Consider the following 23,721-nt stretch of genomic DNA (forward strand, 5'->3'; position numbering starts at 1 on the left):
GCACCCGGCTTTCTTATCATTATAAAATTTATAAGATTTCGGGGTCCCCGCAAAGTACCTGAGTAACCTTCGAAGCCAAAGCCCCACTTTGTGGGGTTATCTCATAGCTGCTTGTTCTTATTGGCATTCTTGTAGACTGAAGGTGAAGAACCCACCCTCGCTTTGAACTTGTCGATAAAATAATCCGTATTCGAAAAGCCCACCTGCAGCGCGATATCCGATATCTTGAGCTGGGTGCGCTTAAGCAGGCCCTTGGCCGCTTCAATCCGTTTCTCATTCAGATAATCGCTGAAGCTGCGCCCCGTCTCCTTACGGAACAGCTGGCCCAAATAGGCCGAGTTCATATGAAACTGCCTGGCGATATCCTGAAGCTGCAGCTTGTTACGGAATTCAAGATCCACGTATTGGATGACATTATAGATCGTATTCCCCTCGTTGCCCGCCCGCAGTTCAGCCAGATAAGCCGCTGCCTGGAGGCAGAGCCTATCCACATACAGGCTCAGCCTGTAATAATCCTCCATTCCGCCCAGAGGGCCATACTCCATCCGCATCGCATTCATGATCCGGTCGGGATCTCCCTGCATTTCCGCTATGCTCCGGCATAAGGTCATCTCCAGATGGGCTACCTCAGCCCGGGCGGCATCGATCTTCAGCGGCATGGCCGTAATGGCAGCGAAGGCTTCCCTGACACAGTTCTGAATCTGTTCAGACTCACCTGCCTTAACCTTCTCCAATACACGCGTGAAGTGCCCTTCGGCGAATTCCAGAGCTTGGCCCATGTTTCTCAGGTCATTGTAGTAGAAAATCCCGCCCTTCTCCCTGCGGTATTTCACCCCCCAGACCTCAAGAGTCTGTGTGTACAATTCCCGGATGGAACGCGCCCCTGTCCTCCTTCCGCTGATCATTACAGCCACTGGAACTCCAAGCTTCTCCGACTGTGTCTTCTGCACCTGAACCGCCGCTGCCTCAATCGCTTCGGAGGACATCCCTGCACACCGCACAATAAGCCCCGGTCTGCCCGTTGGGTCCTGAAAGACATAACCAAGCTCACCGGGGAACCCTTCCCCATCCCCTTCATTCTGACCCATTGTGCTTGACACTGCTGCGGCAAGAATGCATTGCAGCTCCGTGCCCGGCTGAAGCTCCATCAGCTTATCCGCTGCACGCTCCAGCTCTTCGCTCCATTCCCCCTGAATGAACCGGTTGATCAGATTATTCACCAGTAGGTTGTGCTTCTTACGGCCCTCATCCCTGGAAGCGATTTCATTTTGAATGATCGCTTTGACCTTTAACAGCAGCGCCTCGATCTCCTCATCATCAACCGGCTTCAGCAGATAGCCGTCCACCTTCTGGCGCAGCGCAGTCCGGGCATAGTTGAAATCGTCATATCCGCTCAGAATAACGAATCTGGGCGGCGGGTCCATCACTTCCTTCACGGCAGCGATCAGCTCGAGTCCGCTCATTACGGGAAGGTTAATATCCGTAAGCAGCAAGTCCGGCTTATGCTCCTGAATGATCCGGAGTGCCTCCACAGCGCTGAGCGCTTCGGCGCAGACCTCGTAACCGGATTTCTCCCAGTCAACCATCGTCCTAAGCCCTTCCAGAACCCACGGTTCATCGTCAACAATCATGACCTTCAGCATGAACCCCGCTCCAATCTTCCAATCTAAATTTTGTCAGCTGATTAATTACAAACAATGCTAACATACAAGTTCAATGATGTGAATTACAACTTGATCCAATATTGAAGTCATATAAAGTAACATTGATCATTTACTTTTTGCGTATTTTCTCTATAATTAGGGTTAATTTTATGATTACCCGGCATTATCTAACACAGGGAAGTGATATTCTTGACGGTCAACCATCTTTTATCCTCTAATGAATTCAAGAAGCGCCTCTCCCGCTGCTACAATGAAGTGCACAGGGAACTGTATGGGGTCGGGGTTACGCAGCTGAGAATTGACGCCGCCGGCGAATCAATGATCCTCTTCCTCGTGAAGCATCAGCGTGTAACTGCCCTGCGGGCGCTGGAAGAGAACTATCCCGAGCTGAAGCAGTCCGTTGATGCTGCGCTCCATCAGGAGTTCAAGCGGATCTTCCGGAAGAAGCTGACCGATGAATTGAATTTGCCCGTGACCGGTGTACTCCGTGACTATGACCCGGGCACAGGCTGGGCCAGCACGATTATAATCAGTGAATAACAAGTAGAACACGGCGGCATCCGGATTGTATTCTGGGTGCGCTGAATATGCCTATGGCTCGCCCGATTTCTGTTTACAGACTGAAGGAAGCCGTTGATTAGAGGGGGAGTCTCTCTAGTTCAGCGGCTTTTTTTTGTTGCAGGCGGGACTTAAATTGTCAGACAAATACTGCATTTCAAAGGAGCTTCCGCCATGAAAATTATCGTCGGCATTACCGGAGCAAGCGGCTCTATTTACGCCTATTCCCTGATCCGCAGCCTGCATCAGCTTGGAATCGAAACTTATGTAATTGCCACCGGCGCCGGAGAGAATGTGATGAAATACGAGTGCGGTGCTGATATGCAGGAGCTGGCCGGATACGCCACCGTGCTGTCCAATACGGATCTGTTCGCACCCGTGGCCAGCGGATCCTTCAAGACAGACGGGATGGTCATTATCCCCTGTTCAATGAATACGCTGGGAGCTATCGCTAACGGCATGGGGGACACCCTGCTTAGCCGGGCAGCCAGCGTGGTGCTCAAGGAGAAGCGGCGGCTGATTATCGTTCCGCGCGAAACCCCGCTCCATCTGATCCATCTGGAGAATATGCTGCGGATTGCCCGTGCGGGGGCGGATATCATGCCCGCTTCGCCGGGCTTTTACAACCATCCGACCGAGATCTGGGAGCTGGTGAACTTCATGAATGCCCGCGTCCTTGACGCGCTGGGGATTGACCATCAGCTGATGAAGCGCTGGGGGGAAGCTTAGGAGGGCTGTGCCGGCCTTCTACCGAAACAGGGAAGCCCGCAGCCTGTGTGGCATGGCTGCGGGCTTCCCTGTTCTTTTAAGATAAATAATGTATGAAAGCCAGGCTAATCCTGCTCCCCCAGCTCCGCACGGATCTTCAGGAACACCTGATAGCTCCGTTCGGCAACGTCCGAAATCGCAATCGGGTGGAAACCTGGCAGATCCGCGTACAGCAGATCATTCAGCGGTGCGGTCCAGCTGGCGGGAAGCCGGGCTGCGCCCAGCTTCGCTCCCATAATGGAGCCGACTGTGGCACCGTTGCAGTCTGTATCCATCCCGGCAGAGACAGAGGTAACCACGGCTTTCTCAAAGTCATTGCCGCCGTATATAAGCGAAGCTGCGACGATAGCGGCGTTGTTATTGGTATGCACCGGGTCATAATGGCTGAACCGGTCCCATAGCCTGCTGACAAGCTCCCGCTCGCTGCCCGCTTCCTGTGCAATAGCTATTCCGGTCCGCACATCCCCGGCCAGTCTGCTCGTCTGCGGAATTTCGCTGAGCCCAATCTCCACAATCCGCTCGTTATCAAGGCCCGCGAACGCAGCAGAGATCATCGCAGCATTGAACATTTCGCCGTAGATCCCGTTCTTCACATGGGAGAAGGAGGCATCCCGCCAGCCCAGCTCTGCCGCAAGCTCGGGGTTCCCGGCCGCTCCATAGGCCAAGGCGTCCGCACGGATGGCCGCCCCAATCCATTCCCGGTACGGATTCAGATGCATGCGCACCCGCTCCTGCCGCAGCAGCCAATCCTCCGGCTTCTCACCGTGCAGATGGGAGGTTTCGCCGGCAAAGTTCATATAGGCCTGTGTTTCTGCTGTACATACCTGGCTGTAGGTCAGATGCCCGTGCCACAGCTTGCCGATATCCCAGGAATCCCAGTCCAGCCCTTTCTGCTCCAGCAGCATCAGACCGAGGACCGTATAACGGATATCGTCGTCACTCTCCATGTAGCTGATCTTCTCCCGGGTACTGGTGAATGACCAGTCGCTTAATCCCAGACCGTATTCCGCCCGGGCCGTAGAATACTCAGGTGTATACCCTGTAATCGGCCAGGCATCCGCGCCGCGGAACCACAATTCAATGTTCTCCCAGCCGGTACGGCCGTCCTTCCCGTACAGATAATCCCAGTATTCCAGCGGCTTGCCCAGCGCACAGCCTACACTCCGGCCAAGCCACGCTCCATAGAACCTGTCCCTCCACTCTTCCGGCGTCCAATTCACCACAAGCTTACGCGGACCTCCGGGGCGCAGCCGTCTGATCGACGCCAGATCCGAGGGCTCCTCGTAAGGAAAGTCAGCGGCCACGGGAAGCTCCATCAGCTCCCGGTACACCTCCATGAGCTTGCCCTCATCACTGCCGGCAGCAGCCAGCTTCTCTGCCAGACGGCCAGGCTGGCAGCCTTCCTCTATCCGCTGCTGCAGCTCCAGCCGCACCGTCTCCTGCAGACGTTCCCAGCCTGCCATCCGCTACAATTCTCCCGCCGCAGGCTGAGGCCTGCGGTCTAACCGCTCCAGTGAATCAAACAGCAGCTTAATAAAGGCTTCACGGTCTACGCCAAGCAGAACTTCCGTATTGGCAGGCTTCTCCGGCTTCTTGCGCCGGTCGGCAACAGTCATGCCCCGGGTTAGCTTGCCTTCGGTTTCCACTGTTACATGCAGATGCTCCGATTCGAAGAGCTCCGGATGCAGCAGCCAGGCAATCGCGCACGGGTCATGCAGCGCATTGCCGATATAACCCATCTTTTTGCCGTAGATCGAATAGAAATCCAGCAGCTCTCCGACCATTACGGATACGGGTCCCCGTGTTTTCAGTTCCTGAATCTCCTCTTCAAAAATCGCCGCCTTATCCGTTACATCCAGTCCGCTCATTACAATGGGAATCCCGGATTCAAAGACAATCCGCGCTGCCTCCGGGTCGACATATATATTAAACTCCGCCGTCCGGGTCACATTTCCATAGGCGAGCCCGCCGCCCATCAGGGAGATCTTCTCGATCCTGTCCTTCACTTCCGGATAAGCGGTAATCAGCAAGGCGATATTCGTTAGCGGAGCTGTAGGCACCAGGGTAATCTTCTCTTTGGATGCGCGGATAATCTCCAGCATGAATTCTACTGCCCCCTGCTCCACCGGCTTGAAGCGGCTGGCCGGAAGCGCGGGGCCGTCCATGCCGGACTCCCCATGTGCTGCTTCTCCGGTTACCAGCTTGCCAAGCAGCGGAGCCGCCGCTCCCTTGGCTACGGGAATATCGGCATTTACAAAGCTAAGCACCTTGAGTGCATTATCGGTGATTTTATCAAGAACCTGGTTGCCGCCAACCGTAGTAATGCCCCGGATTTCTAATTGCTCCGGATGAGCCAGTGCAAGCAGAATGGCAATCGCGTCATCATGCCCCGGATCGCAGTCGATTATGATAGGTGTTGGCATCGTTGTCGCTCCCTTGTATGTTTAATATTGAAAAGCCGAAGGTAGCCTTACGCTTCTTTTTGCTTTTCGCTAATTTCTTTAGTGCTTCTTATAGAGCTATCTATTTGACAGTCGTCTTAAGCTTCTTGTTCTTCTTCCTTGTCTCCGAGACCGCGTATATAATCAGCCCCACTACCGTCGCCACGTAAGGAAGCGTAGCGATCAGCTCCGCCGGAATCTTCAGCACCTGCAGGGCATTGGAGAGCGCATCGGCCGCGCCGAACAACAGGGAAGTCAGCGCTGTTCCTACGGTTGTGCTCCGCCCCATCGATTCTGCAGCAATCGCAATCCAGCCCCGGCCGGCCACCATATCCCGGGTGAACAGCGACAAATAGCCCATCGACATATACGCTCCGCCCAGACTGGCAAAGAAGCCGCTGAGCAGCAGCGCCGTGTACTGGATCCGGACCACGCTGACTCCAACCGATTGGGCAGCATGCGGATTCTCGCCTACCGAGCGGATACGTAGCCCCAGCGGGGTGCGGTTCAGCAGATAATAGACCACAAGCACAGACAGAATCGAGAAATAAGTCAGAATGTGATGCCCCGACAGAATCGGACCCAGCACCGGAATATCCTTCAGCAGCGGAATCTGCACACTCGGCAGTACTTTGCTCGCCAGGGAGGTCGATGAACCCTTGTCCCCGCTGAGCAGATACAGAATAAACACCGTTCCGCCTGAAGCGAACATATTAATCGCCACACCGCCGAGAATGATATGCGTCTTGAATTTCAAGGTGAAAAAAGCCAAAATCCCGGCAATCAGCGTTCCCGACAATACCGCACCCAGCAGCCCGACCCAGGCGCTATGCGTATAGGCGCTGACAATAACACCGGCCAGAGCCGAGACCAGCATAATCCCTTCCATCCCGATGTTGATGATTCCGGCACGGTTCGAGATGAGCGCTCCCAGTGCAGCGAACAGGATAGGCGTTGTCACACGCAGTACAGAGAAGGCAAAATCCGTCGTCAGAATGACATCCAGCAGACTGTTCATGCTTCCTTCGCCTCCTTCAGCAGCATGCGGTTCTTCCAGAACTTGAGGAACTGCTCAGCCGAAATCAGCAGGATGATCACAGCCTGAATGATCGAGATCATCTCGGACGGTACGTCGGACAGCCGCGCCATCAGATCGGCTCCAATGCGGATATAGGCCAGGAAGAGCGCAGAGACAATGACAGAAAGCGGATTGTTCTTGGCCAGCATCGCCACCAGGGCACCATCCAGGCCGTAGCCCGGCAAAGACGTCCACTGAAAGCGGCTGTACATCCCGAGCACTTCCACCGAGCCGCCCATCCCGGCAATAAACCCGGCGATCAGATGCACGAGAATGATAACCTTGGCGGTCTTCATGCCCGAGTAACGGGCAAATTCCCGGTTGACGCCTGTCATCCGCAGCTCATAGCCCCACTTGGTCCGGTAGAGGAACAGATGGGCCAGTACGATCAGCACCAATACAATAATAAGTCCGGTATGAATCCGTGTGCCTGCAAAAAGCTTGCTCAGCTGCGCAGTTTTCTCGAATTTAAACGAAACGTTGGCGAAGGCCTTGGCATCCCGCAGATGATAGTTCAGCAGGTATAGCCCCACCCCGAACAGGATGTTATTGAACATCAGCGAAGTTACCAATTCATTGGCATTCCACTTCGCTTTGAGAATTCCGGGAATGGCTGACAGCAGCGCCCCTGTGAGAGAGCCTGCCAATATCGCCACCAGCGGATGCAGCCAGCTGTTCAGGCTGAGATGAATCGCCAGTACAGAGGCCACGACACCGGAGAAATAAAAGATCCCCTCCGCACCCAGGTTGAACATATTGGCCCGGAACAGCAGCGAGACGGCAAGGCCGGTGAACATCAGCGGAATGGCCATCTCAATGACATTGCCGATATGCCCCTTGGTGGAGAACGGCTCCAGCAGGAAAATGCCAATCGTCTTGAGCGGCTGGTCACTGACCAGCGAGATGATCAGGAATGCGATAATCAGCGCAATGACAATAACCGCTGCCGTCCGGACCGCCTCAAAATATTTTACTCTAAACATGATTTAAGGCCCTCCCGGTCTGCTCTTTGTCCTGCCGGTTAATTCCCAGCATATAGAGTCCCAGCTCTTCCTCGCTCACGGCAGAAGGATTATCGAAATACGCAACGATCTGCCCCTCGTACATCACAAGAAGACTGTCGCTCAGCTCCAGAATTTCATTCAGATCTGCCGATACCAGAACTATGGCGCATTTGCCCGAGCGCAGCTCCAGCAGCTTCTGATGAATGAATTGCGCGGCCCCGATATCCACGCCCCGGGTTGGCTGCTCGGCGATCAGCAGCTGCGGATTCGTGGAGCACTCCCTTGCAACGACCACCTTCTGCATATTGCCGCCGGACAGCATGCCGACCGGCTGCCGGGTGCCGGAACAGCGCACTTTGAATTCTTCTACCAGCGATGACGCCAGAGCAGCAATTCTAGAGCTGTGGAGAAAAGGCCCCTTATTCATGTCCTTCGAACGGTACCGCGTAGAGATCAGGTTGTCGGCAATGCTGGCGTCTCCGGCGGAGCCCTGCCGCATCCGGTCCTCCGGGATATAAGACACGCCCAGGCTGCGGATGCCCAGAATATCCAGCCCGCGGATATCCGTCCCTTGTACACTTACCGCCCCACTGCCGGAGACGCCGCGCAGACCGCCGGTCAGCGCTTCAATCAGCTGCGTCTGCCCGTTTCCTTCGACGCCGGCGATGCCGACAATCTGGCCTTCGCGGACCGAGAAGCTTATCTCCGCAAGGAGTGCTTTGCCCTGGCTGTCCGAAATAGCCAGCTGCTCAACCCTAAGCACCGGCTTGCCGTGCGGAATGCTGTCCTTGTCGTACTTCAGCACGACATCGCGGCCGACCATCAGCCGTGAAATTTCCTGCTCCGTCACTTCGCGGGTCTGGAAGACCCCTTCGCTCCTGCCTCCGCGCATAATGGTAATCCGGTCACAGATCGCTTTAACTTCCTTCAGCTTGTGCGAGATAAATACGATGGTGTGCCCCTGCTCCTTAAGCTGCTGCAGCTCATGGAACAGCTCCTCTGTTTCCTGCGGAGTCAGCACGGCGGTCGGCTCGTCGAGGATGAGGATTTTGGCCCCGCGAACCAGAGCCTTCAGAATTTCCACCTTCTGCTTCATGCCGACCGACAGATCCTCCACCTTAGCCCTGGCGTTTACCGAGAGGTTATATTTGCGCGCTGTCTCCTCCGTCAGACGCACCGCTTCGCCAGCATCGAAGCCCACACCTTTTCGCGGCTCCATGCCCAGCACCATATTTTCGGCCACAGTAAAAGAAGGCACCAGCATGAAATGCTGATGAACCATGCCGATGCCGCGGTCAATTGCGTCCTGCGGGGACTGCAGCTTCACTTGTTCTCCCCGGATATAGACCGCGCCTTCACTCGGCTCCTCCATCCCAAACATGATCTTCATCAGAGTCGATTTACCGGCTCCATTCTCTCCCGCAACCGCATGGATTTCGCCCTCCCGCAGGGAGAATTCGACGTCCTTATTGGCAACAACGCCGTTCGGGTATACTTTGGTGATTCCCCGCATTTCCAGCAGAGCATTTGCCATGGGTCATCAACGCCTTTCAACTTAGGTGGTCTGCAAAAATAGGCAGCTGGAGCTCTCCCTAAGAGAAGAGCCTCCAACTGCGGAGCTGCATAAGCCAATATCATTGTATAAAGCTATCTTTAATAGATGGTCTTAAGGTTTCACGGCATTGCGGATCGCTTCAACTTCAGCGGTTTCCATACCCATCGCATTGTCGACGGTAATTTCCTTATTGATCAGCTTCTGCTTCACTTCTTCCACCTTGGCCTGGAGATCCGCCGGGAATACCTCTTTGTAGATATCATTCTCAGCAATGCCTACGCCGTCTTCAACGAAGCCGAGTACATCGCGTTTGCCCATCTCAAGCGTCCCGTCCTGCAGTTTTTTCACTGCGCCGAGAATGGCCGTGTCGATCTTTTTAATCGCGGAAGTGATAATCAGGTTTGCTTTTTCACTATCCGTATCTTTCAGCAGCAGCGCCTGGTCCGAATCGACACCGATAGCATACTTTGTCTTTTCCTTAGCTGCATCAAAGATTCCCAGTCCCGTACCACCGGCTACATTGAAAATAATATCCACCCCGGAGTTGTACTGGATCAGCGACAATTCCTTGCCTTTGGCAGGGTTAACGAAATCTCCGGCATAGGATACCGCTACCTTCACATCCGGATCAACATACTGTGCACCCTGGATGTAGCCCACCAGAAAAGCATTAATGCCCGGGATATCCATCCCGCCCAGGAACCCGATCACATTCTCCGGGTTGGCATTCGGCATATCAGACTGTGTCGCAAGTGCGGCTGCTGCTCCTGCCAGGAAAGAGACCTCATTGGTCGAATACGACATGTTGTACATATTTTCGGGCGCTTCATCGATATCGGTATCGTAATTGATGAATTTTTTATCCGGATTCGCCTCAGCCGTTGCATTGAACATTTCCGTAATTTCCGAGCCGCCCGAGATGACAACATCCCAATCTTCAGCAGCAATATCATTAAAGGTAGGTTCCCATTTCGTCTTGTCTGCGCCCATTTCAACCACTTTCGTTTCGGCGCCGAGCTCGTCCTTCACTTTTTGCAGGCCGCTGTTCGCCGCATCAAAAAACGACTTGTCGCCCAGCGTTCCCGGAATAAGCAGCACAACCTTGAGCTTGTCCCCTGCAGCAGCCTCTCCGCCTTCAGCATTTGTTCCTGAGTTGACCGCATTCCCATTGCCGGACGTGTTGTTTCCGCATGCAGTGACCAGTACCATAACCGCCATCAGCAATAAAGCGAGCATCTTCTTTTTCATTTTCTAAGTTCACACCCCTGTTTTGTAATAGATCAACGCTGATAAAATAGCATAAAGTTCCAATTACACGTTTTGTCTAACGGGTAGCATCGGGCAGCATGAATAAAAGTCGGTTGAAATTCTGAAAACAAGCAATTTACCTTGAAAACCAAACATTTCATGTTACATTTCTCGAAAAAACCGCATAAATCCGAACAAGATGGCCAGTCCAGTTGAGAATCTTCGGTTTAATTGATAAGATCATAACAAAAGAAAAGATAAATATTTATATATTTTCGGTCATCTTTTTGTACGATTCGGCTAAATGACGATAAAGGGAGGCTCATCATGGACCGTGTTCTATATATTGTAAATGCAGAGCATGAAGCAAATACGTATATCCCCCCGCATCAACATGAATGTTTCGAGCTTGTGTATTATATCCATGGTCATGGGACCTGCAGCATTGGACCGCGCAGCTATCATTTCCGGCCCTTCACCTTTGGCCTGATTCCGGCGGGCTTCAAGCATGACGAGAATCATCAGCCCAGCCCGGAGGTGCTGTTCGTCGGCTTCCACTGCGGCAACCCCATTATCAATACACTATCCGGTGTTTTTGACGATGATAAGGAGCATACCGTACTGCAGACCCTGCAGCGGATGAATGCGGAATTCAAGCGCAAGCGCGACGGGTTCGCCGAGCTGCTGAATCTGCAAATGAGCGAAATTACCGTGTATCTGCAGCGACTGCTCGCCGCCTCAGATTTCCATTCCCCGGCAGAGGATCAGATGCAGTACGTGCTGAATTATATGAATGAGCATTACCGCCATAAGCTCTCCGTGACCTCTCTGGCAGAAATGTCCGGTTATAGCTACGACCGCTTCCGGCATCTGTTCAAGGAAAGATTTGGACATTCTCCGCACCGTTATCTTGTACTGAAGCGCCTGGATTATGCCAAATCTCTGCTGCTGCATACCCAAATGCATATTTCCGAGGTCTCTTCCGCTGCCGGATTCGTCAATGATGCCCAATTCTGCAATATGTTCAAAAGAGAGAGCGGACTCTCACCGCGTACTTTCCGCATCAGAAGCAGAGTCATGTAATATAACATTAGTCATTTACTTTTCGCTTTTTTTCACTATAATGGAATTTAAGCTTACGTGATGATGACTTATACCGGCTGATCCCGATTATATCCAGATCCGCTGCCCCAATATAAGGTTTGCCCCATTTCTGTTCACAGAATGAAGGAAGCCGCGATTTAGAGAATCTTTTTTCTCTATGTCTGCGGCTTCTTTTTTTATTCACTTTTTGGAAGGTTTGCAAGTCAAGGCACGCTGAAGCTTACAACGGTGTGCAGTACAACAATTAACGAGGTGAAGGAGGTGCAGCCTGGATGGCGTTCATGAATATGCGGCAATTGCTGGAGCACTGGGAACGCAGCGGCAGACTGCTGAGGATCCGCAAGGAGGTGGACCCCAAGTTCGAGCTCGGAGCCGTTATTAAGGCAGTAAAGGGCCGCCAGCCTATGGTCTTCCAGAAGGTAAAAGGCTATTCCGTCCCGATGGCTGCCGGTCTTGGCGGCTCCAAAGAGCTGCTCGCCGAGAGTATGGGCATGCAGCCTGAAGACCTGCTGCCACGGCTGATCGAGGCCGTCGTTCATCCGCTGGCGACGAAGAACCGTGAACAGGCTCCGGTACAGGAGAACGTAATTACGAGCCGGATTAACCTGCGCGAGCTGTTTCCGGTCTGTACCTATAACGCCTTGGACAGCGGAGCTTATTATGTCTCCGGGGTGATGGTCGTTAAAGGCGCAGACGGCCAGAAGCGTTATACCTCCATCCGGCGGATGCAGCTGCTGGACGGCAACCGCACCAGCATCCTGATCTCCTCCCCTGAATTATTCCAGCAGTACCGGGAATTCGAGGAGCGCGGCGCGGCGATGGAAGCGGCCTTTATGTTCGGCATCGTCCCGGCAGTGGTACTCGCCTCCCAGGTGAGCACTCATCTGTTCCATGCCGATAAGCTGGAGGTCGCCTCCGCTCTGCTCGGCCAGCAGTTGGAGGTGGTCCGCTGCAAGACGGTCGATCTTGAAGTACTGGCGGAGGCCGAGGTTGTATTCGAGGGCCGGATTCTCCCCCGGGTCCGTGAACCGGAAGGTCCGTTCGGCGAACTCGGCGGTTACTACGGCCCGCGCACCGAGCAGCCGGTCGTCGAATTCTCCGCTGTCACCTACCGGAACAATCCGGTCTGGCAGACCATTCTCCCGGCCAGCTATGAGGAGAAGCTGCCGATGGCGATTGCACGCGAGATTGCCCTGCTGGGCTCAGTACGCCAGGTAGTGCCCGGTGTCAAAGATGTTCACATCACGATGGGCGGCGTCGGGCGTTATCATGCGGTCATCCGCATCCGGAAGGTGCAGGAAGGCGACGGCAAAACCGCCCTGCTCGCCGCCTTCGCCGGCGACAAAGATCTCAAGCATGTGGTCGTTGTCGACGAGGACGTCAACCTGCTGGATCCGCTTGATGTGGAGTGGGCGATCGCCACCCGTGTCCAGGCTGACCTGGACACCTTCATTGTCACTGGAGCGAAGGGTTCGCCGCTTGAGCCCTCGCACAACCTGCGTGGCGTCACCGCCAAAATGGGCATCGACGCCACCTTCCCGCTGGCTGAAGCGGAGCATTACCGGCGGACCTCCATCCCCGGCCAGGAGGAAATTGAACTGGCCAGTTATTTATAGACGAAGAAGCCGGATCATCGAGACACAATTTAGCTTAACAGGAGGTGGATTATGCAAGCGATTGGATTGATCGAGACCCGGGGGCTAACCCCGGCCCTCGAAGCACTGGATGCGATGTGCAAGGCAGCAAATGTGAAGCTCGTCGACTTCAAACGCGTCGGCTCCGGACTTATAACGGTTATCGTCGAAGGGGATGTCGCCGCAGTCCAGGCAGCCGTGGAAGCCGGCATCGCCGCCTGCCCGCGGGCCGGAGGGCAGCTGATTTCCTCCAACGTGATTCCGCGGCCGCACCCGGATCTGGCGCGGATGCTGCTGTAGATAGATTGAACTATATAACTATGCATGCACCTAAGACTATGGCTAAACAGGCTGCAAATCAGCGGTGACCGGAGCAAGCCTTGGTTATAAAGGGCGGGTAGCATGGACTGCCCGAAACGTTCTGCGGCTGAATGCAAATAACGGTGAAGATACGCTGTTTATACATGTGGTACTCCACCGGAGGACTACGCTCTGCTCTCCGGCCCGCCGCCCGGCAGCCGAGCGAGCTAACTTAAGTACAACTCTAAGCACATCTGTAAGCACATCCTTAAGCACAGGCCTAAAAGTTGTACGTTTTACAACTTTGATACCTCGATACTAGGGAATTTCTAAGGATTGTTGTATGAAATACAACAATTGTCCGCTTGGCAGCTTGAATATGGGAAGATTGTTGCCTTTTATACAACAATTTCGGATTAAGCTCGATTTCACGAGGGAAATGTTGTATTTCGTACAGGATTTTCGTTAGTGCCTCAAGTTCAGCTTATAAACTTATACAGCCTATATATATAGGATTCTTCCCGTAATTAGTGTGCATTTTCCACTTGGCAGCACTTCTCTGCGTGAGAACAACACGAACCAAGTTGTTTGAAGAATTGTCTGATGAGTTGACTTAAGTAGACTTATACTGCACTGCATTAATACTTAGTTTAGGAGGTGATTACCCGTGTCCGATTTCATGAAGAGCATTGTTGCCGAGGTTCTGGAGCGAAATCACCCTGCTCCTCCTGCTCTCACTTCCGTTGCTCCACTTGTTACCGTTACTTCACCCGTTACCGTTCCTATTCCAGCTCCGGCACTTGCTTCTGTCTTTGCTCCCGCTCCGGCTTCTGTTTCTTCCGCTACGGCTACTCCTGCTGCTTCTTTTGCTCCGACTACTACGGCTGCTCCTGCTGCTCCTGTTGCTTCTTCTGCTCCGGCTTCTGCTTCTGCTGCGTCTTCTGCTCCGGCTGCTGATTCAGCCGGCTCTTCCTGTTCTGCAAGCAAGCAGGCGGGCTGCCCGGATACTTGCACAAGTATCCGGGAATGCCCGAAGCCTCCCGGCGGGTTCAAGCGGATCAATTATCAGAAGGCCCAAGCAGGGAAACGGCTCGAATGGCTCGGCCTGCCCGGCTCACCAGAGTCATCGGTATCACCAGAGTCACAGGGATCACCAGGACACTCCGGCGCACCGCATACACCAGCCCGTTTGCCGGATGAGGCTGCACAGCAACGCAACGGTAACCAATCGCAGAAACAGCCTGCTGCTTACGCGGATACCGTACGATCTCCGGCAGGAACTGTCCGGGGGGAGCCGCAGAGTTTCGCTGAACGCTGCCTCTCACCTCTGCTCTTGCGCACCCTGCCTGCCGGGAGCAGGCAATCTTCCGGGAGTGGGCAGTCTTTGATTCCAGCCGGCGCCCAGCATTCGGGCAAGTATTCAGCCGGAAATTCTCCCTGCCGGTCTGGCGGTATCCCCGGGGCCGGCCCCATTCAGATCAAGGATTCACCGGAAATGCCATATGACCGGAATACTGATTCGCCGGACACCCCGGTCTCTCTCTTCCGGGATGACAATATGGATGCCTGGCTGTTCCCGGTAATCAGCAGCAGGCTTCGCGGAATGCTCGGCACTGACGGCCGCAGCTACAGCTCGGCAGGTGTGCTGAGCATTCCAGTCAGCCTTCCGGGCCAGCTGTTCGCCGCGGAAGAGCTGCTGGGGGGTGACTCTGCACTTGAGGCAGACATCAGCTGGCACCCTGCCGGCAGCGGATTTGAGCTTAAGCTGTTCAGCAACGATCCCGCCAAGCTGGCCCGCTTGCTGACGGAGCTGACCGGGATCCTGCAGCGGGATTCCGCCCGGCGGGTCCGGGTATACACCAGCCTGCAGCCCGGTCCGCTGCTGCGGCGGCATCTGGCTGCAGGCCAGCAGGATGCCATTGCCGTAATCGATGCCGCTTCACGCTGGAGCAGTATCGGCCTCGCGGAACGGCTGCTTAGCCGTTACCCGGATGCCGGCCTTAGCCTCCGCGCCGAGCGCAGCTACTGCATAATCAGCGGAACCTCCGCTCAGCTGGCAAGCGTACTGCCTGGGTTAACGCGCCTTGCAGACCAGCAGCAACTTTGAAATAGCAGTCATGTCGCCAAGTGACTCTAAAGACTAAACCCCTGAACTAACAAAGGAGGTGCCGGAGATGCAGGCACTCGGATTGATAGAGACTCTCGGATATACCACTGCCGTCTCCGCCGCAGATGCGGCCCTGAAAGCGGCGGATGTGCAGCTGATTGCCGTCGAGAAGGTTATCGGCGTCGGCGGTTCACTCGGTGTAACCATTCACTTAAGCGGTGATGTTGCTGCGGTCGGTGCGGCGGTAGATGCAGGCAAAGCCGAAGCCCGGCGGATAGGCACAGTCATTTCCGCTCATGTCATCGCCAAGGCCCACGAAGATGTGAACAACAAAATACTGGCCAGATTCCTGCCGGGCCTGCCGGCAAACACCAAGACGACAGACGCCGGAACTAAGTCTGACGGAAGCGAACCTGCCAACCCTGCTGAAGCTGATCAAACTGACATAACCGGAGGGGCGAACACCACTGCCCCGGATCTGCCAGAACGTGAGTAAGCACTAACTGTCGATCTATCTGTCTAATTATCCATCTGTGTGTGTCTGTCTATCCATTCATCAATCTATCCATCACATCCCTATATCTATGTGTCATCCATCTATCCCTCTGTCGAACTATTCGTTTATCTGTTTATCTGTTTATCTGCTTATCTGTTTATCTGTCTTATCCCCTCGCTGCACGTCTCGTTTACCACAGGACATTTCTGAAATACAACTAAATTATTGGAGGTTTTTATAATGGGAGAATCACTTGGATTGATCGAAACTAAAGGTCTGGTAGGCGCAATTGAAGCAGCGGATGCAATGGTTAAAGCAGCAAACGTAGAAATCTGCGGGTATGAAAAAATCGGGTTCGGACTCGTTACTGTTATGGTGCGCGGTGATGTCGGTGCGGTAAAAGCCGCTACGGATGCGGGAGCCGCCGCCGCCAAACGGGTCGGAGAACTGGTGTCCGTTCATGTCATTCCCCGCCCGCACAGTGAAGTGGAACGTGCATTGCTCTCCAAAGGCATTGAATAAGTCCCCCTATGGACAGCCGGCATAGCACAGTTGCGGAGAATGCCCTGCTGGGATTGTCTTACCGGTCCAGATCAGCAGCGCTGAATGAAGCGTATCCCCGGGTGCTGGTGCTGCTGGCCGGCCATTTTATCGGTATGGAGGAAGGTTACGCTGCGGTGCGGGGCTTAAGCACAGGTAACTTCAGGCTGCGCTTATGGGCGGAAGATCATCTGCTCTCGACAAGAAGCGCCGGAGAACTGGCACGCTGTACCGGAGTAGATGACCTGATCCCCCCCGGGCAGGTCCATAAACTCTCCCCTGCCGATGCTGACGCCTTGTTGATCCCTGTACTATCGCTGTCGCTCCTGTCCCGGCTCGTTCAGCTGGATACCGGACATCCCTTCGTGAGACTGATTGTCGAGAACCTATGTGCCGGCAAGCCGGTGGGCGCGCTTACGCTCGGAGCGGAGCCGGAGCATTACCGCTGGAGCGAGCAGGGTTTATCTCAGGCCAGTCCGCTGCTGAAAGAGAATATGCGCAGTATGGTAGCCACCCTATCCGGATACGGGATTAAGCTGCTGTCTCCGGCCGATCCCGGAAGCTGGCTGTCTTCCAGTGCTGTACCGCCCAGGAAGCAGGTGTTAACTGAGGAGGATATCCTTGAGGCTGTCAAGCTGGCCAGAACCTCCATCACTCTGAATGGTCCGGCAGTGATTACCCCACTGGCCAGGGACACGGCCCGGCAATACGGAATTGAGATTATCCATGCAGGATTTGAATAGAAGAGGTGACGATCACATGAAGCTGGGAATCATTACAGGACACGTCGTAGCTACGCGCAAAGATGAGAATCTCGTCGGTGCCAAGCTGCTGATCGTGCAGCCCATTCTTCCCGATAATACTCCTGCGGGGCAGCCGGTTATTGCGGTTGATACTGTAGGGGCAGGCATCGGAGAGACCATTATCTATGCAGTGGGCAGCGTGGCTTCAAGGGCGACGATGCATCCGAATGCTCCTGTAGATGCCGCGATTGTCGGAATCGTGGATAGTGTGGATTGTCCCAGAGCGGGAGGCTTGTAGATTATGCTGACTACAGATATCAAAGATGCGATTCAGCGGCGGCGGATGATTGATGTGCTGCTCTCAGGGCAGCTTCATGCCGACCTGGTACTGAAGGGCGGCTACATTATCAACGTAATCACCCGGGAGATCTACCCCGGGGATGTAGCTATTAAAGGCGACCGGATTCTGCTTGTCGGCCAGGCCGATAAGCTGATCGGGCCGTCCACAGTAGTAGAGGATATGCGCGGCAAATTCATCAGTCCGGGCTTTATCGATTCACATATGCATTTTGAAAGTGCGATGCTGACGGTTACGGAGTTCTCCAAGCTGTCGATTCCAACAGGAACAACTACGCTGGTCGCCGATCCTCATGAGATTGGCAATGTCCTGGGCGTACCCGGCATGAAAGCGATGATTGAAGAAGCGAAGACTCTGCCGAACCGCGTGCTGTTCACCGTTCCCTGCCTTACACCCGATGTGCCCGGCCTTGAAACCGCAGGTGCAGATATCGGCTCCAAGGATATGCAGGAGCTGCTGAATGACGACTATGTTCAGGGAATCGGTGAGCTGCAGGGGTTCAGCAATGTCCATCCCGTATACCGCAACGCCCCTTACCTGATCGATGATTTGCTCGCTTCCGTGTCCTATGCCAAATCCATCGGCAAAAGCATTGAGGGCAACGCCCCCGGCCTCTCCGGCCCGGAGCTGGCTGCCCACATCATCTGCGGTGGAGGCCATGTCTCCTGCCATGAGACAACAACCAAGGAAGAAATGATGGAGAAGCTGCGCTACGGGGTCAGTGTATTTATGCGCGAAGGCTCCTCACAGCGCAATATGGCGGAGTGCATCCGGGCGATCACGGAGGAAGGAATGGACTCTCGTAGGGCCATCCTGGTCTCCGACGATATGGTGCCCGAGGATCTTTTGAAGCACGGTCATATGAATGATATCGTACGCCGGACGATCGCGGTCGGCATTGATCCGGTTGAGGCCATTCAGATGGCCACGATCAATCCGGCTACCCATTTCGGGTTCCAGGATATCGGTGTGCTGGCTCCAGGCAAGAAGGCCGATATCGCCGTCATCAGCGACCTGACGAACATGACCATTGCCGAGGTCTATATCAGCGGAGCCAAGGTTGCCAGTGATGGCGAGCTGACGCGCGAGATCCCCTCCTATATCTATCCGGACTCCGTTAAAAAGTCTGTGAAGCGCAAACCGGTTAAGCCGGAAGATCTATACCTCTCCGCCGAAGGCGCTCAAGGAACCGTCCGGGTCCGCGCCATCGAGGTCATCCCCGACCAGAATCTGACCGGCTCCGGCATCTATACCACCGCTGTGAAGGATGGCGTGGTGCAGCCCTCGGTCCAGGACGATCTGCTGCCCTTGCTCGTCGTAGAACGGCATGGCCGCAGCGGCAAGATCGGCAAAACCTTCGTCCGCGGCATGAAGCTGAAGACCGGCGCCATCGCCGAAAGCGTGGCGCATGACACCCATAATATTATCGTCACCGGCACCAATTACGCCGATATGGTGACTGCGGTCAACCGGGTCATCGCTATGGACGGCGGCATCGCCATGATTGAAGGCGGCAAGGTGGTCGGCGATCTGCCGCTGCGCATCGGCGGACTGATGACAGATGAGCTGACCGGCAAAGAGATGAGCGCAAGAATTACCGAGCTGCACCGGCTGGCCCGCGAGGAGCTGGGCTGTACACTGCATGTTCCGTTCATGCATCTCTCCTTCCTGTCGCTGGTCACCAGCCCGGCCTGGAAAATCACCGACGTCGGCCTGATCGACGCCGATGCCTTCACCGTGCTGCCGCCGCTCGCCTAAAGCCGGCATTACTAAATGAAAGGAGTGCGCCCCATGGGGATTCAAGTGATTGATCTCTCGCAGGAAATCTATCAGGGAATGCCCGTCTTTCCGCCGCATCAGAAGACGATGATTTTTCCCAATATGAGCCATGAAGAGAGTAAGAACAAGCTCGGCTTCGAGTTCGCCACGAACAACTTGCTGATTAACGAGCACGGCCCTACCCACAGCGATGCGATTTATGAATATGATCCGCACGGACCGACGATTGATGAGATGCCGCTGGAGTATTTTTACGGACCGGCTGTCTGCCTGGACCTGTCCCATATTTCACCGGATGCCTACATTACCCGGCCTGATCTGGAACAGGCGCTGCGCAAGGACCATCTCCATCTGGATACAGGCGATATTGTGCTGCTGTACACCGGGCATTATAACCGCGCCTACGGCACCGAAGAATGGCTTACCCGCTACACCGGCCTCGATTACGAAGCGGCCGGATGGCTGGCGAAGCAGGGAATTATCAACATCGGCATTGATGCGCCTTCTATCGACAATCCGCTGGACCCGCAGTTCTCCGGACATCTGATCTGCCGGGAATACCAGATGACCAATACCGAGAATCTCTGCAATCTGCATCTGATCGCCCAGAGGCGTTTCCTGTATTTCGGACTTCCGCTCCGCATCCGCCGAGGTACCGGTTCCCCTGTCCGTGCCGTCGCAGTATTCATAGAATAAGCAGATAAGGCAGGTGAATGTACCGTGACCACAGACAAGGTTATTGAAGAAATCCTCGTACCGGCCTATGAGGGAAGAAGCGCGCGGGTACGCAAAGGCCAAACGCTCTACATCATCGATACCGAGGGCAAGCAGGTGGGCGATTTCGTCTGCTTCAATGCTGAGGACCCTGATGAGCATGTCTCCCCCGTACACATGAGATCCTCGCTCAGCAGCATCCGGCTCAAGGTCGGTGACGGCCTCTACAGCAACCGCCGCAGACCGCTTATGCAGCTGACGAAGGATACCGTGGGCAAGCATGATTTCTTTTTCCCGGCATGCGACTATTACCGCTATAAGATCGACTTCGGGCTGGAGGAACATCCGAACTGCCATGACAACCTGCAGAAGGCGCTGCATAAATATCAGCTGGGCCACAAGGAGCTGCCCGATCCCATCAACTGGTTCATGAACAATGCGCTGGATGAGCATCTCGACTATGTCATTGAAGAGCCGCTCTCCCGGCCCGGTGATTATGTTGCCCTCCTGGCGCTGACCGATGTGATCGTCGCCCTCTCTTCCTGCTCGCAGGATCTGGCTCCTGTCAACGGCTTCAAGGTCACCCCGCTGATGATGCAGATTACTGAACCAGCTCCGGCTGTACATCCGTCTCACCGTGACGTTCCCTACCGCTAAACATCCGTTTCTCTGGTAGCTTTTGTACACAAATCTTGCATTTGTTCACTGCCGGATTCTCCATCCTGTTCACTGTTGTAACCTTGCTCTACTGTCCCGTTCAGGGTATGAAGCTTATAATCGTACTATGAACAATATAGATAAGGCCGGTACCGCCAGAGTACACAGTGAATCAGGGGGCTGTTTATGAGACTGAACAAAATCGGCAATAAAAGAGCACTGTACAGCAGATTATTAGTCAGTATTACACTTTGCGTCTCCTTAACCTTTCTCGTTTCCACCATCATCTATTACAACTACTATATCGGTGTGGAAAAGACACAAGCCTTCCAATCCGACCTCGGCAACCTCACGCAGACCAGCAGGGAAGTCGTCAACATGACCGATGCTGCGCAATCGCTTTCTTTTCAAATCTACCGCAACAGTACGATCTCCAAAATTGTGTTCTACGACAAGCCTGATATCTATGATGTCACAGCCGCCATGTCCGAGCTGGGCAATTACTTGAGCTCCATGCCTTACATTGAGTCTATCTATGTCTATAATCCCAAAAGCGGACAGCTGTACATCGCCTCTTCCCACGGACAGAACGGTGTATTTACTGAGCAAGAGCTGGTGGACACCCCCATTCTGGATATCCTCGGCCATTATCAGGACTATAAGGCTTTCACACCGATTCCCAGAGTGTATTCCAATGGTGCGCGGGAGAATGACCAGGTTCGTGCTTATACTTTTTTGTGTCTGGATGCCATCGGCTGGGACCGGGCTATCAACTCTGCGGTAATCGTCAATATCTCTGCCCCCTGGATCAACAAGGAAATCACCAGTCCTATTAATTCTGCCAGCGCCACTTACATTCTGGACGATCAGGGGGCTTTCCTGTCCGGCAACAGCCTGCAGCAGCAGGAGCTCTCCCCGGAGGAAGCGGGATGGATTGAGCAGCGAATCAAGGGCAAGGAGGCGGGGTATTTCATCGAGCCCTTCGGAGGGGTAAATTCGCTAATTTCTTATACTGCACCGGATGACTTAAGCTGGCAATATGTGCGCATTACGCCATATGACTACATCACGAAGCAGACCAATAATATCCGTAACGCCACCCTGCTTATTGCAGCGCTTGTACTGGTCGCGGGGATCGGCCTCTCCTGGATCATGTCCAGAAGACTATATCTGCCGATTGACCGGATTGTCAGCGAGATGAATATTCTCGAAACGGAGAAGCGCGACAGCATGTTCATGATCCGGCAAAATACACTGCGTGATCTGATTCTCGGCCTGAAGCCATTGGAATCTATTCAACAGGTAGAGAAGCTGCGCCAGCTCGGGATTCACTTCACCTTCAATGATGATTTCCGCCTGATCCTGCTGAGGATTGATCACTACAAAGAGTTCAGGGAAGCCCGTTCCTCCTACCTGCTGGCCTCCAAATTTGCCATTATGAACATCGCTTCGGAAATTTGCGGCCAGACGTACCGGGTCGAGACGGTGGATATGAACGATGACGGCATTCTTGTGCTGCTGAACATTATCGATCCCGTGGAATATACGGATACCGGGCTGATCGAGGCGCTGCTCCGGCAGATCCAGCAGGCCTGCTCCGATTATCTGAAGCTAAGCCTGACACTCACCTACAGCCATATTGACCGTAACGCGGGCCAGCTGCACCAGCTCTACATGCAGGTTCGGGAAGCATCGAATCACCGCCTGTTCTACGGACATGGCTGTATCATTAACGCCCAGAACATATGTGCTCTTGAGTCCAGTACGTATCATTATCCTACTGACAAGGAGAAGAAGCTGGCCGATGCGCTGCTGAGCGGCAAGCTGGAGGACGCTGCCGGGCAGTTCAGCAGCATTATCCGGGAGACGGAAGCCTTCCCCTTCCAGACGGTGCAGTTAACCGTATCCAGACTCAGCGTGACGGTCAGGGAGATCGTGAATGCCGTTCACAAGCGTAATCGCTTACAGAATGACGGTTCTGCCGGCCTGCCCTGTTTGGATTCGATCGAGACCCTTGCTGAGCTGGAGGAGGCCTTCTCCGCTCTTTTCACGTCCATGCGGGAGCAGCTGGCCGAGAAGAAAAACTCTAAGCAGCATGATCTGATCTGCCTCATCAATAGCAAGATCAGTGAGAATTATATGAAGCCGAATCTGAGCCTCAATCAGATTGCTGATGAGCTGGATATGTCCCCGATCTACATCAGCCGCCTCTATAAGCAGCAGACCATGAACAGTATCGTCGATGTCATTCTGGAGGTGCGGATGCGTGAGGTATGCGCTCTGCTGGAGAATACCGACCTCCCTGTAACTACCATTGCCGAGCGCTGCGGCTTCACCAGCAGCTCTTATCTGCACCGGATGTTCAAGCGCAGCTTCGGTACGACCCCTACCGATTACCGGCGTTCGAAGAATGCTTAGATAGTTGACTCATTAATTTTCCGGGAGTTCCGGCAATGCTGGCAGTTGCGGCAGTTCTACTATAGTAAGTTCCAATTCCAGCTCCAGCTCCAGCTCCCGTTCCAGTCCAAACCTAGTTCTATTTCTCGTCCCAATCCAGTTCCAACTTCAGTTCCAGTTCAACTCCAGTTCCTGTTCCAGCCGGCCGCCAAGTTCCCATTGGAATTGGCTGTGACAAGCCCAAAATGTTGTACATATTACAACTCGTAGCCATAGATACAAAGGTATTCTTAAGGATTGTTGTATGAAATACAACAATCCTCCCGGTTATCCGCTAAAATAAGGCGAAATGCTGCATTTCATACAACAATTCTCGTTTATGGCCGAGATCATGAGGAGAATGTTGTATTTTGTGCAGGATTCGTCCCCGTTACACGTAGAAGCTCCTCTGCTTTGGCGAATGTTCTCCAGGCTTTGGCGGAACGCCAAGCCCGCCTCCAGCCACACGGAGAAGTCCCTCCGCATTGGCCAGTCTCCATCTTTGGCCAGTCTCCATATACACGGAGACTGGCTTTC

23 protein-coding genes are annotated in these 23,721 nt (G+C 54.1%); 14 read left to right on the forward strand and 9 right to left on the reverse strand.

Annotated features, from left to right (window positions below):
* Positions 1–101: 101 nt before the first annotated feature.
* Positions 102–1,643, reverse strand: a complete 1,542-nt coding sequence (locus tag PBOR_RS29985; RefSeq protein ID WP_042217562.1) for a response regulator transcription factor — start codon at positions 1,641–1,643, stop codon at positions 102–104.
* Between the two features lie 210 nt (positions 1,644–1,853).
* Between PBOR_RS29985 and PBOR_RS29990 the strand changes: the two genes are divergently transcribed.
* Both PBOR_RS29990 and PBOR_RS29995 read left to right on the forward strand, forming a co-directional pair.
* Positions 1,854–2,204, forward strand: coding sequence for a hypothetical protein (locus tag PBOR_RS29990; protein WP_081972252.1), 351 nt, complete (start codon positions 1,854–1,856; stop codon positions 2,202–2,204).
* A 192-nt stretch (positions 2,205–2,396) separates the two neighbouring features.
* On the forward strand, positions 2,397–2,951 hold the full coding sequence (locus PBOR_RS29995) for a UbiX family flavin prenyltransferase (protein WP_042217565.1): 555 nt from the start codon (positions 2,397–2,399) through the stop codon (positions 2,949–2,951).
* A 104-nt stretch (positions 2,952–3,055) separates the two neighbouring features.
* On the opposite strand, the gene PBOR_RS30000 is transcribed toward PBOR_RS29995, so the two are convergent.
* From PBOR_RS30000 to PBOR_RS30025, 6 genes are all read right to left on the reverse strand, one after another.
* The gene (locus PBOR_RS30000) at positions 3,056–4,453 is read right to left on the reverse strand and encodes an ADP-ribosylglycohydrolase family protein (protein ID WP_042217567.1); all 1,398 of its coding nucleotides are present in this window, start codon (positions 4,451–4,453) and stop codon (positions 3,056–3,058) included.
* Between the two features lie 3 nt (positions 4,454–4,456).
* Complete coding sequence (locus PBOR_RS30005; RefSeq protein ID WP_042217569.1) at positions 4,457–5,413, reverse strand: nucleoside hydrolase; 957 nt, start codon at positions 5,411–5,413, stop codon at positions 4,457–4,459.
* A 100-nt stretch (positions 5,414–5,513) separates the two neighbouring features.
* Complete coding sequence (locus PBOR_RS30010) at positions 5,514–6,449, reverse strand: ABC transporter permease (RefSeq protein WP_039307290.1); 936 nt, start codon at positions 6,447–6,449, stop codon at positions 5,514–5,516.
* Entirely contained in the window at positions 6,446–7,492 is a 1,047-nt protein-coding gene (locus PBOR_RS30015; protein ID WP_042217571.1) for an ABC transporter permease, read from the reverse strand. The genes PBOR_RS30010 and PBOR_RS30015 overlap by 4 nt, the downstream gene beginning before the upstream one ends.
* Positions 7,485–9,047, reverse strand: a complete 1,563-nt coding sequence (locus tag PBOR_RS30020; RefSeq protein ID WP_042217573.1) for an ABC transporter ATP-binding protein — start codon at positions 9,045–9,047, stop codon at positions 7,485–7,487. The genes PBOR_RS30015 and PBOR_RS30020 overlap by 8 nt, the downstream gene beginning before the upstream one ends.
* A 132-nt stretch (positions 9,048–9,179) precedes the next feature.
* Positions 9,180–10,316 (reverse strand): BMP family ABC transporter substrate-binding protein, encoded by a 1,137-nt coding sequence (locus PBOR_RS30025; protein ID WP_042217575.1) that lies wholly within the window; start codon positions 10,314–10,316, stop codon positions 9,180–9,182.
* A 327-nt stretch (positions 10,317–10,643) separates the two neighbouring features.
* On the opposite strand from PBOR_RS30025, the gene PBOR_RS30030 reads away from it, so the two are divergent.
* The 3 genes from PBOR_RS30030 (at position 10,644) to PBOR_RS30040 (ending at position 13,354) form a co-directional block, all read left to right on the forward strand.
* On the forward strand, positions 10,644–11,399 hold the full coding sequence (locus PBOR_RS30030) for a helix-turn-helix domain-containing protein (protein WP_042217576.1): 756 nt from the start codon (positions 10,644–10,646) through the stop codon (positions 11,397–11,399).
* Positions 11,400–11,692: 293 nt separating this feature from the next.
* A complete protein-coding gene (locus PBOR_RS30035) occupies positions 11,693–13,036 on the forward strand; it encodes a UbiD family decarboxylase (protein ID WP_042217577.1) in 1,344 nt (447 codons plus the stop codon).
* A 51-nt stretch (positions 13,037–13,087) separates the two neighbouring features.
* Positions 13,088–13,354, forward strand: a complete 267-nt coding sequence (locus PBOR_RS30040; RefSeq protein ID WP_042217579.1) for a BMC domain-containing protein — start codon at positions 13,088–13,090, stop codon at positions 13,352–13,354.
* 714 nt (positions 13,355–14,068) lie between these two features.
* Here the strand turns inward: PBOR_RS30040 and PBOR_RS37835 are convergent.
* Both PBOR_RS37835 and PBOR_RS37840 read right to left on the reverse strand, forming a co-directional pair.
* Entirely contained in the window at positions 14,069–14,368 is a 300-nt protein-coding gene (locus tag PBOR_RS37835; RefSeq protein WP_042217581.1) for a hypothetical protein, read from the reverse strand.
* Positions 14,369–14,412: 44 nt separating this feature from the next.
* Positions 14,413–14,679, reverse strand: coding sequence for a hypothetical protein (locus PBOR_RS37840; RefSeq protein WP_157764168.1), 267 nt, complete (start codon positions 14,677–14,679; stop codon positions 14,413–14,415).
* A gap of 59 nt (positions 14,680–14,738) precedes the next feature.
* On the opposite strand from PBOR_RS37840, the gene PBOR_RS37845 reads away from it, so the two are divergent.
* The 9 genes from PBOR_RS37845 (at position 14,739) to PBOR_RS30090 (ending at position 23,166) form a co-directional block, all read left to right on the forward strand.
* On the forward strand, positions 14,739–15,461 hold the full coding sequence (locus tag PBOR_RS37845; protein WP_042217584.1) for a hypothetical protein: 723 nt from the start codon (positions 14,739–14,741) through the stop codon (positions 15,459–15,461).
* 67 nt (positions 15,462–15,528) lie between these two features.
* Entirely contained in the window at positions 15,529–15,957 is a 429-nt protein-coding gene (locus PBOR_RS38670) for a BMC domain-containing protein (protein ID WP_081972253.1), read from the forward strand.
* A 240-nt stretch (positions 15,958–16,197) separates the two neighbouring features.
* Positions 16,198–16,479 (forward strand): BMC domain-containing protein, encoded by a 282-nt coding sequence (locus tag PBOR_RS30060; RefSeq protein WP_019908484.1) that lies wholly within the window; start codon positions 16,198–16,200, stop codon positions 16,477–16,479.
* An 8-nt stretch (positions 16,480–16,487) separates the two neighbouring features.
* The gene (locus PBOR_RS30065; protein WP_042217586.1) at positions 16,488–17,240 is read left to right on the forward strand and encodes a hypothetical protein; all 753 of its coding nucleotides are present in this window, start codon (positions 16,488–16,490) and stop codon (positions 17,238–17,240) included.
* Between the two features lie 16 nt (positions 17,241–17,256).
* Positions 17,257–17,538: a EutN/CcmL family microcompartment protein gene (locus tag PBOR_RS30070; RefSeq protein ID WP_042217589.1), complete on the forward strand. Its 282-nt coding sequence runs from the start codon at positions 17,257–17,259 to the stop codon at positions 17,536–17,538.
* A 3-nt stretch (positions 17,539–17,541) separates the two neighbouring features.
* The gene (locus tag PBOR_RS30075) at positions 17,542–19,356 is read left to right on the forward strand and encodes an adenine deaminase (protein ID WP_042217591.1); all 1,815 of its coding nucleotides are present in this window, start codon (positions 17,542–17,544) and stop codon (positions 19,354–19,356) included.
* Between the two features lie 33 nt (positions 19,357–19,389).
* The gene (locus PBOR_RS30080; RefSeq protein ID WP_042217593.1) at positions 19,390–20,073 is read left to right on the forward strand and encodes a cyclase family protein; all 684 of its coding nucleotides are present in this window, start codon (positions 19,390–19,392) and stop codon (positions 20,071–20,073) included.
* Between the two features lie 24 nt (positions 20,074–20,097).
* Complete coding sequence (locus tag PBOR_RS30085; protein ID WP_042217595.1) at positions 20,098–20,748, forward strand: DUF1989 domain-containing protein; 651 nt, start codon at positions 20,098–20,100, stop codon at positions 20,746–20,748.
* A 186-nt stretch (positions 20,749–20,934) separates the two neighbouring features.
* The gene (locus tag PBOR_RS30090; protein ID WP_042217597.1) at positions 20,935–23,166 is read left to right on the forward strand and encodes a helix-turn-helix domain-containing protein; all 2,232 of its coding nucleotides are present in this window, start codon (positions 20,935–20,937) and stop codon (positions 23,164–23,166) included.
* The last annotated feature ends 555 nt before the right edge of the window (positions 23,167–23,721 follow it).

Source organism: Paenibacillus borealis (assembly GCF_000758665.1).
GTDB lineage: Bacteria > Bacillota > Bacilli > Paenibacillales > Paenibacillaceae > Paenibacillus_AQ > Paenibacillus_AQ borealis.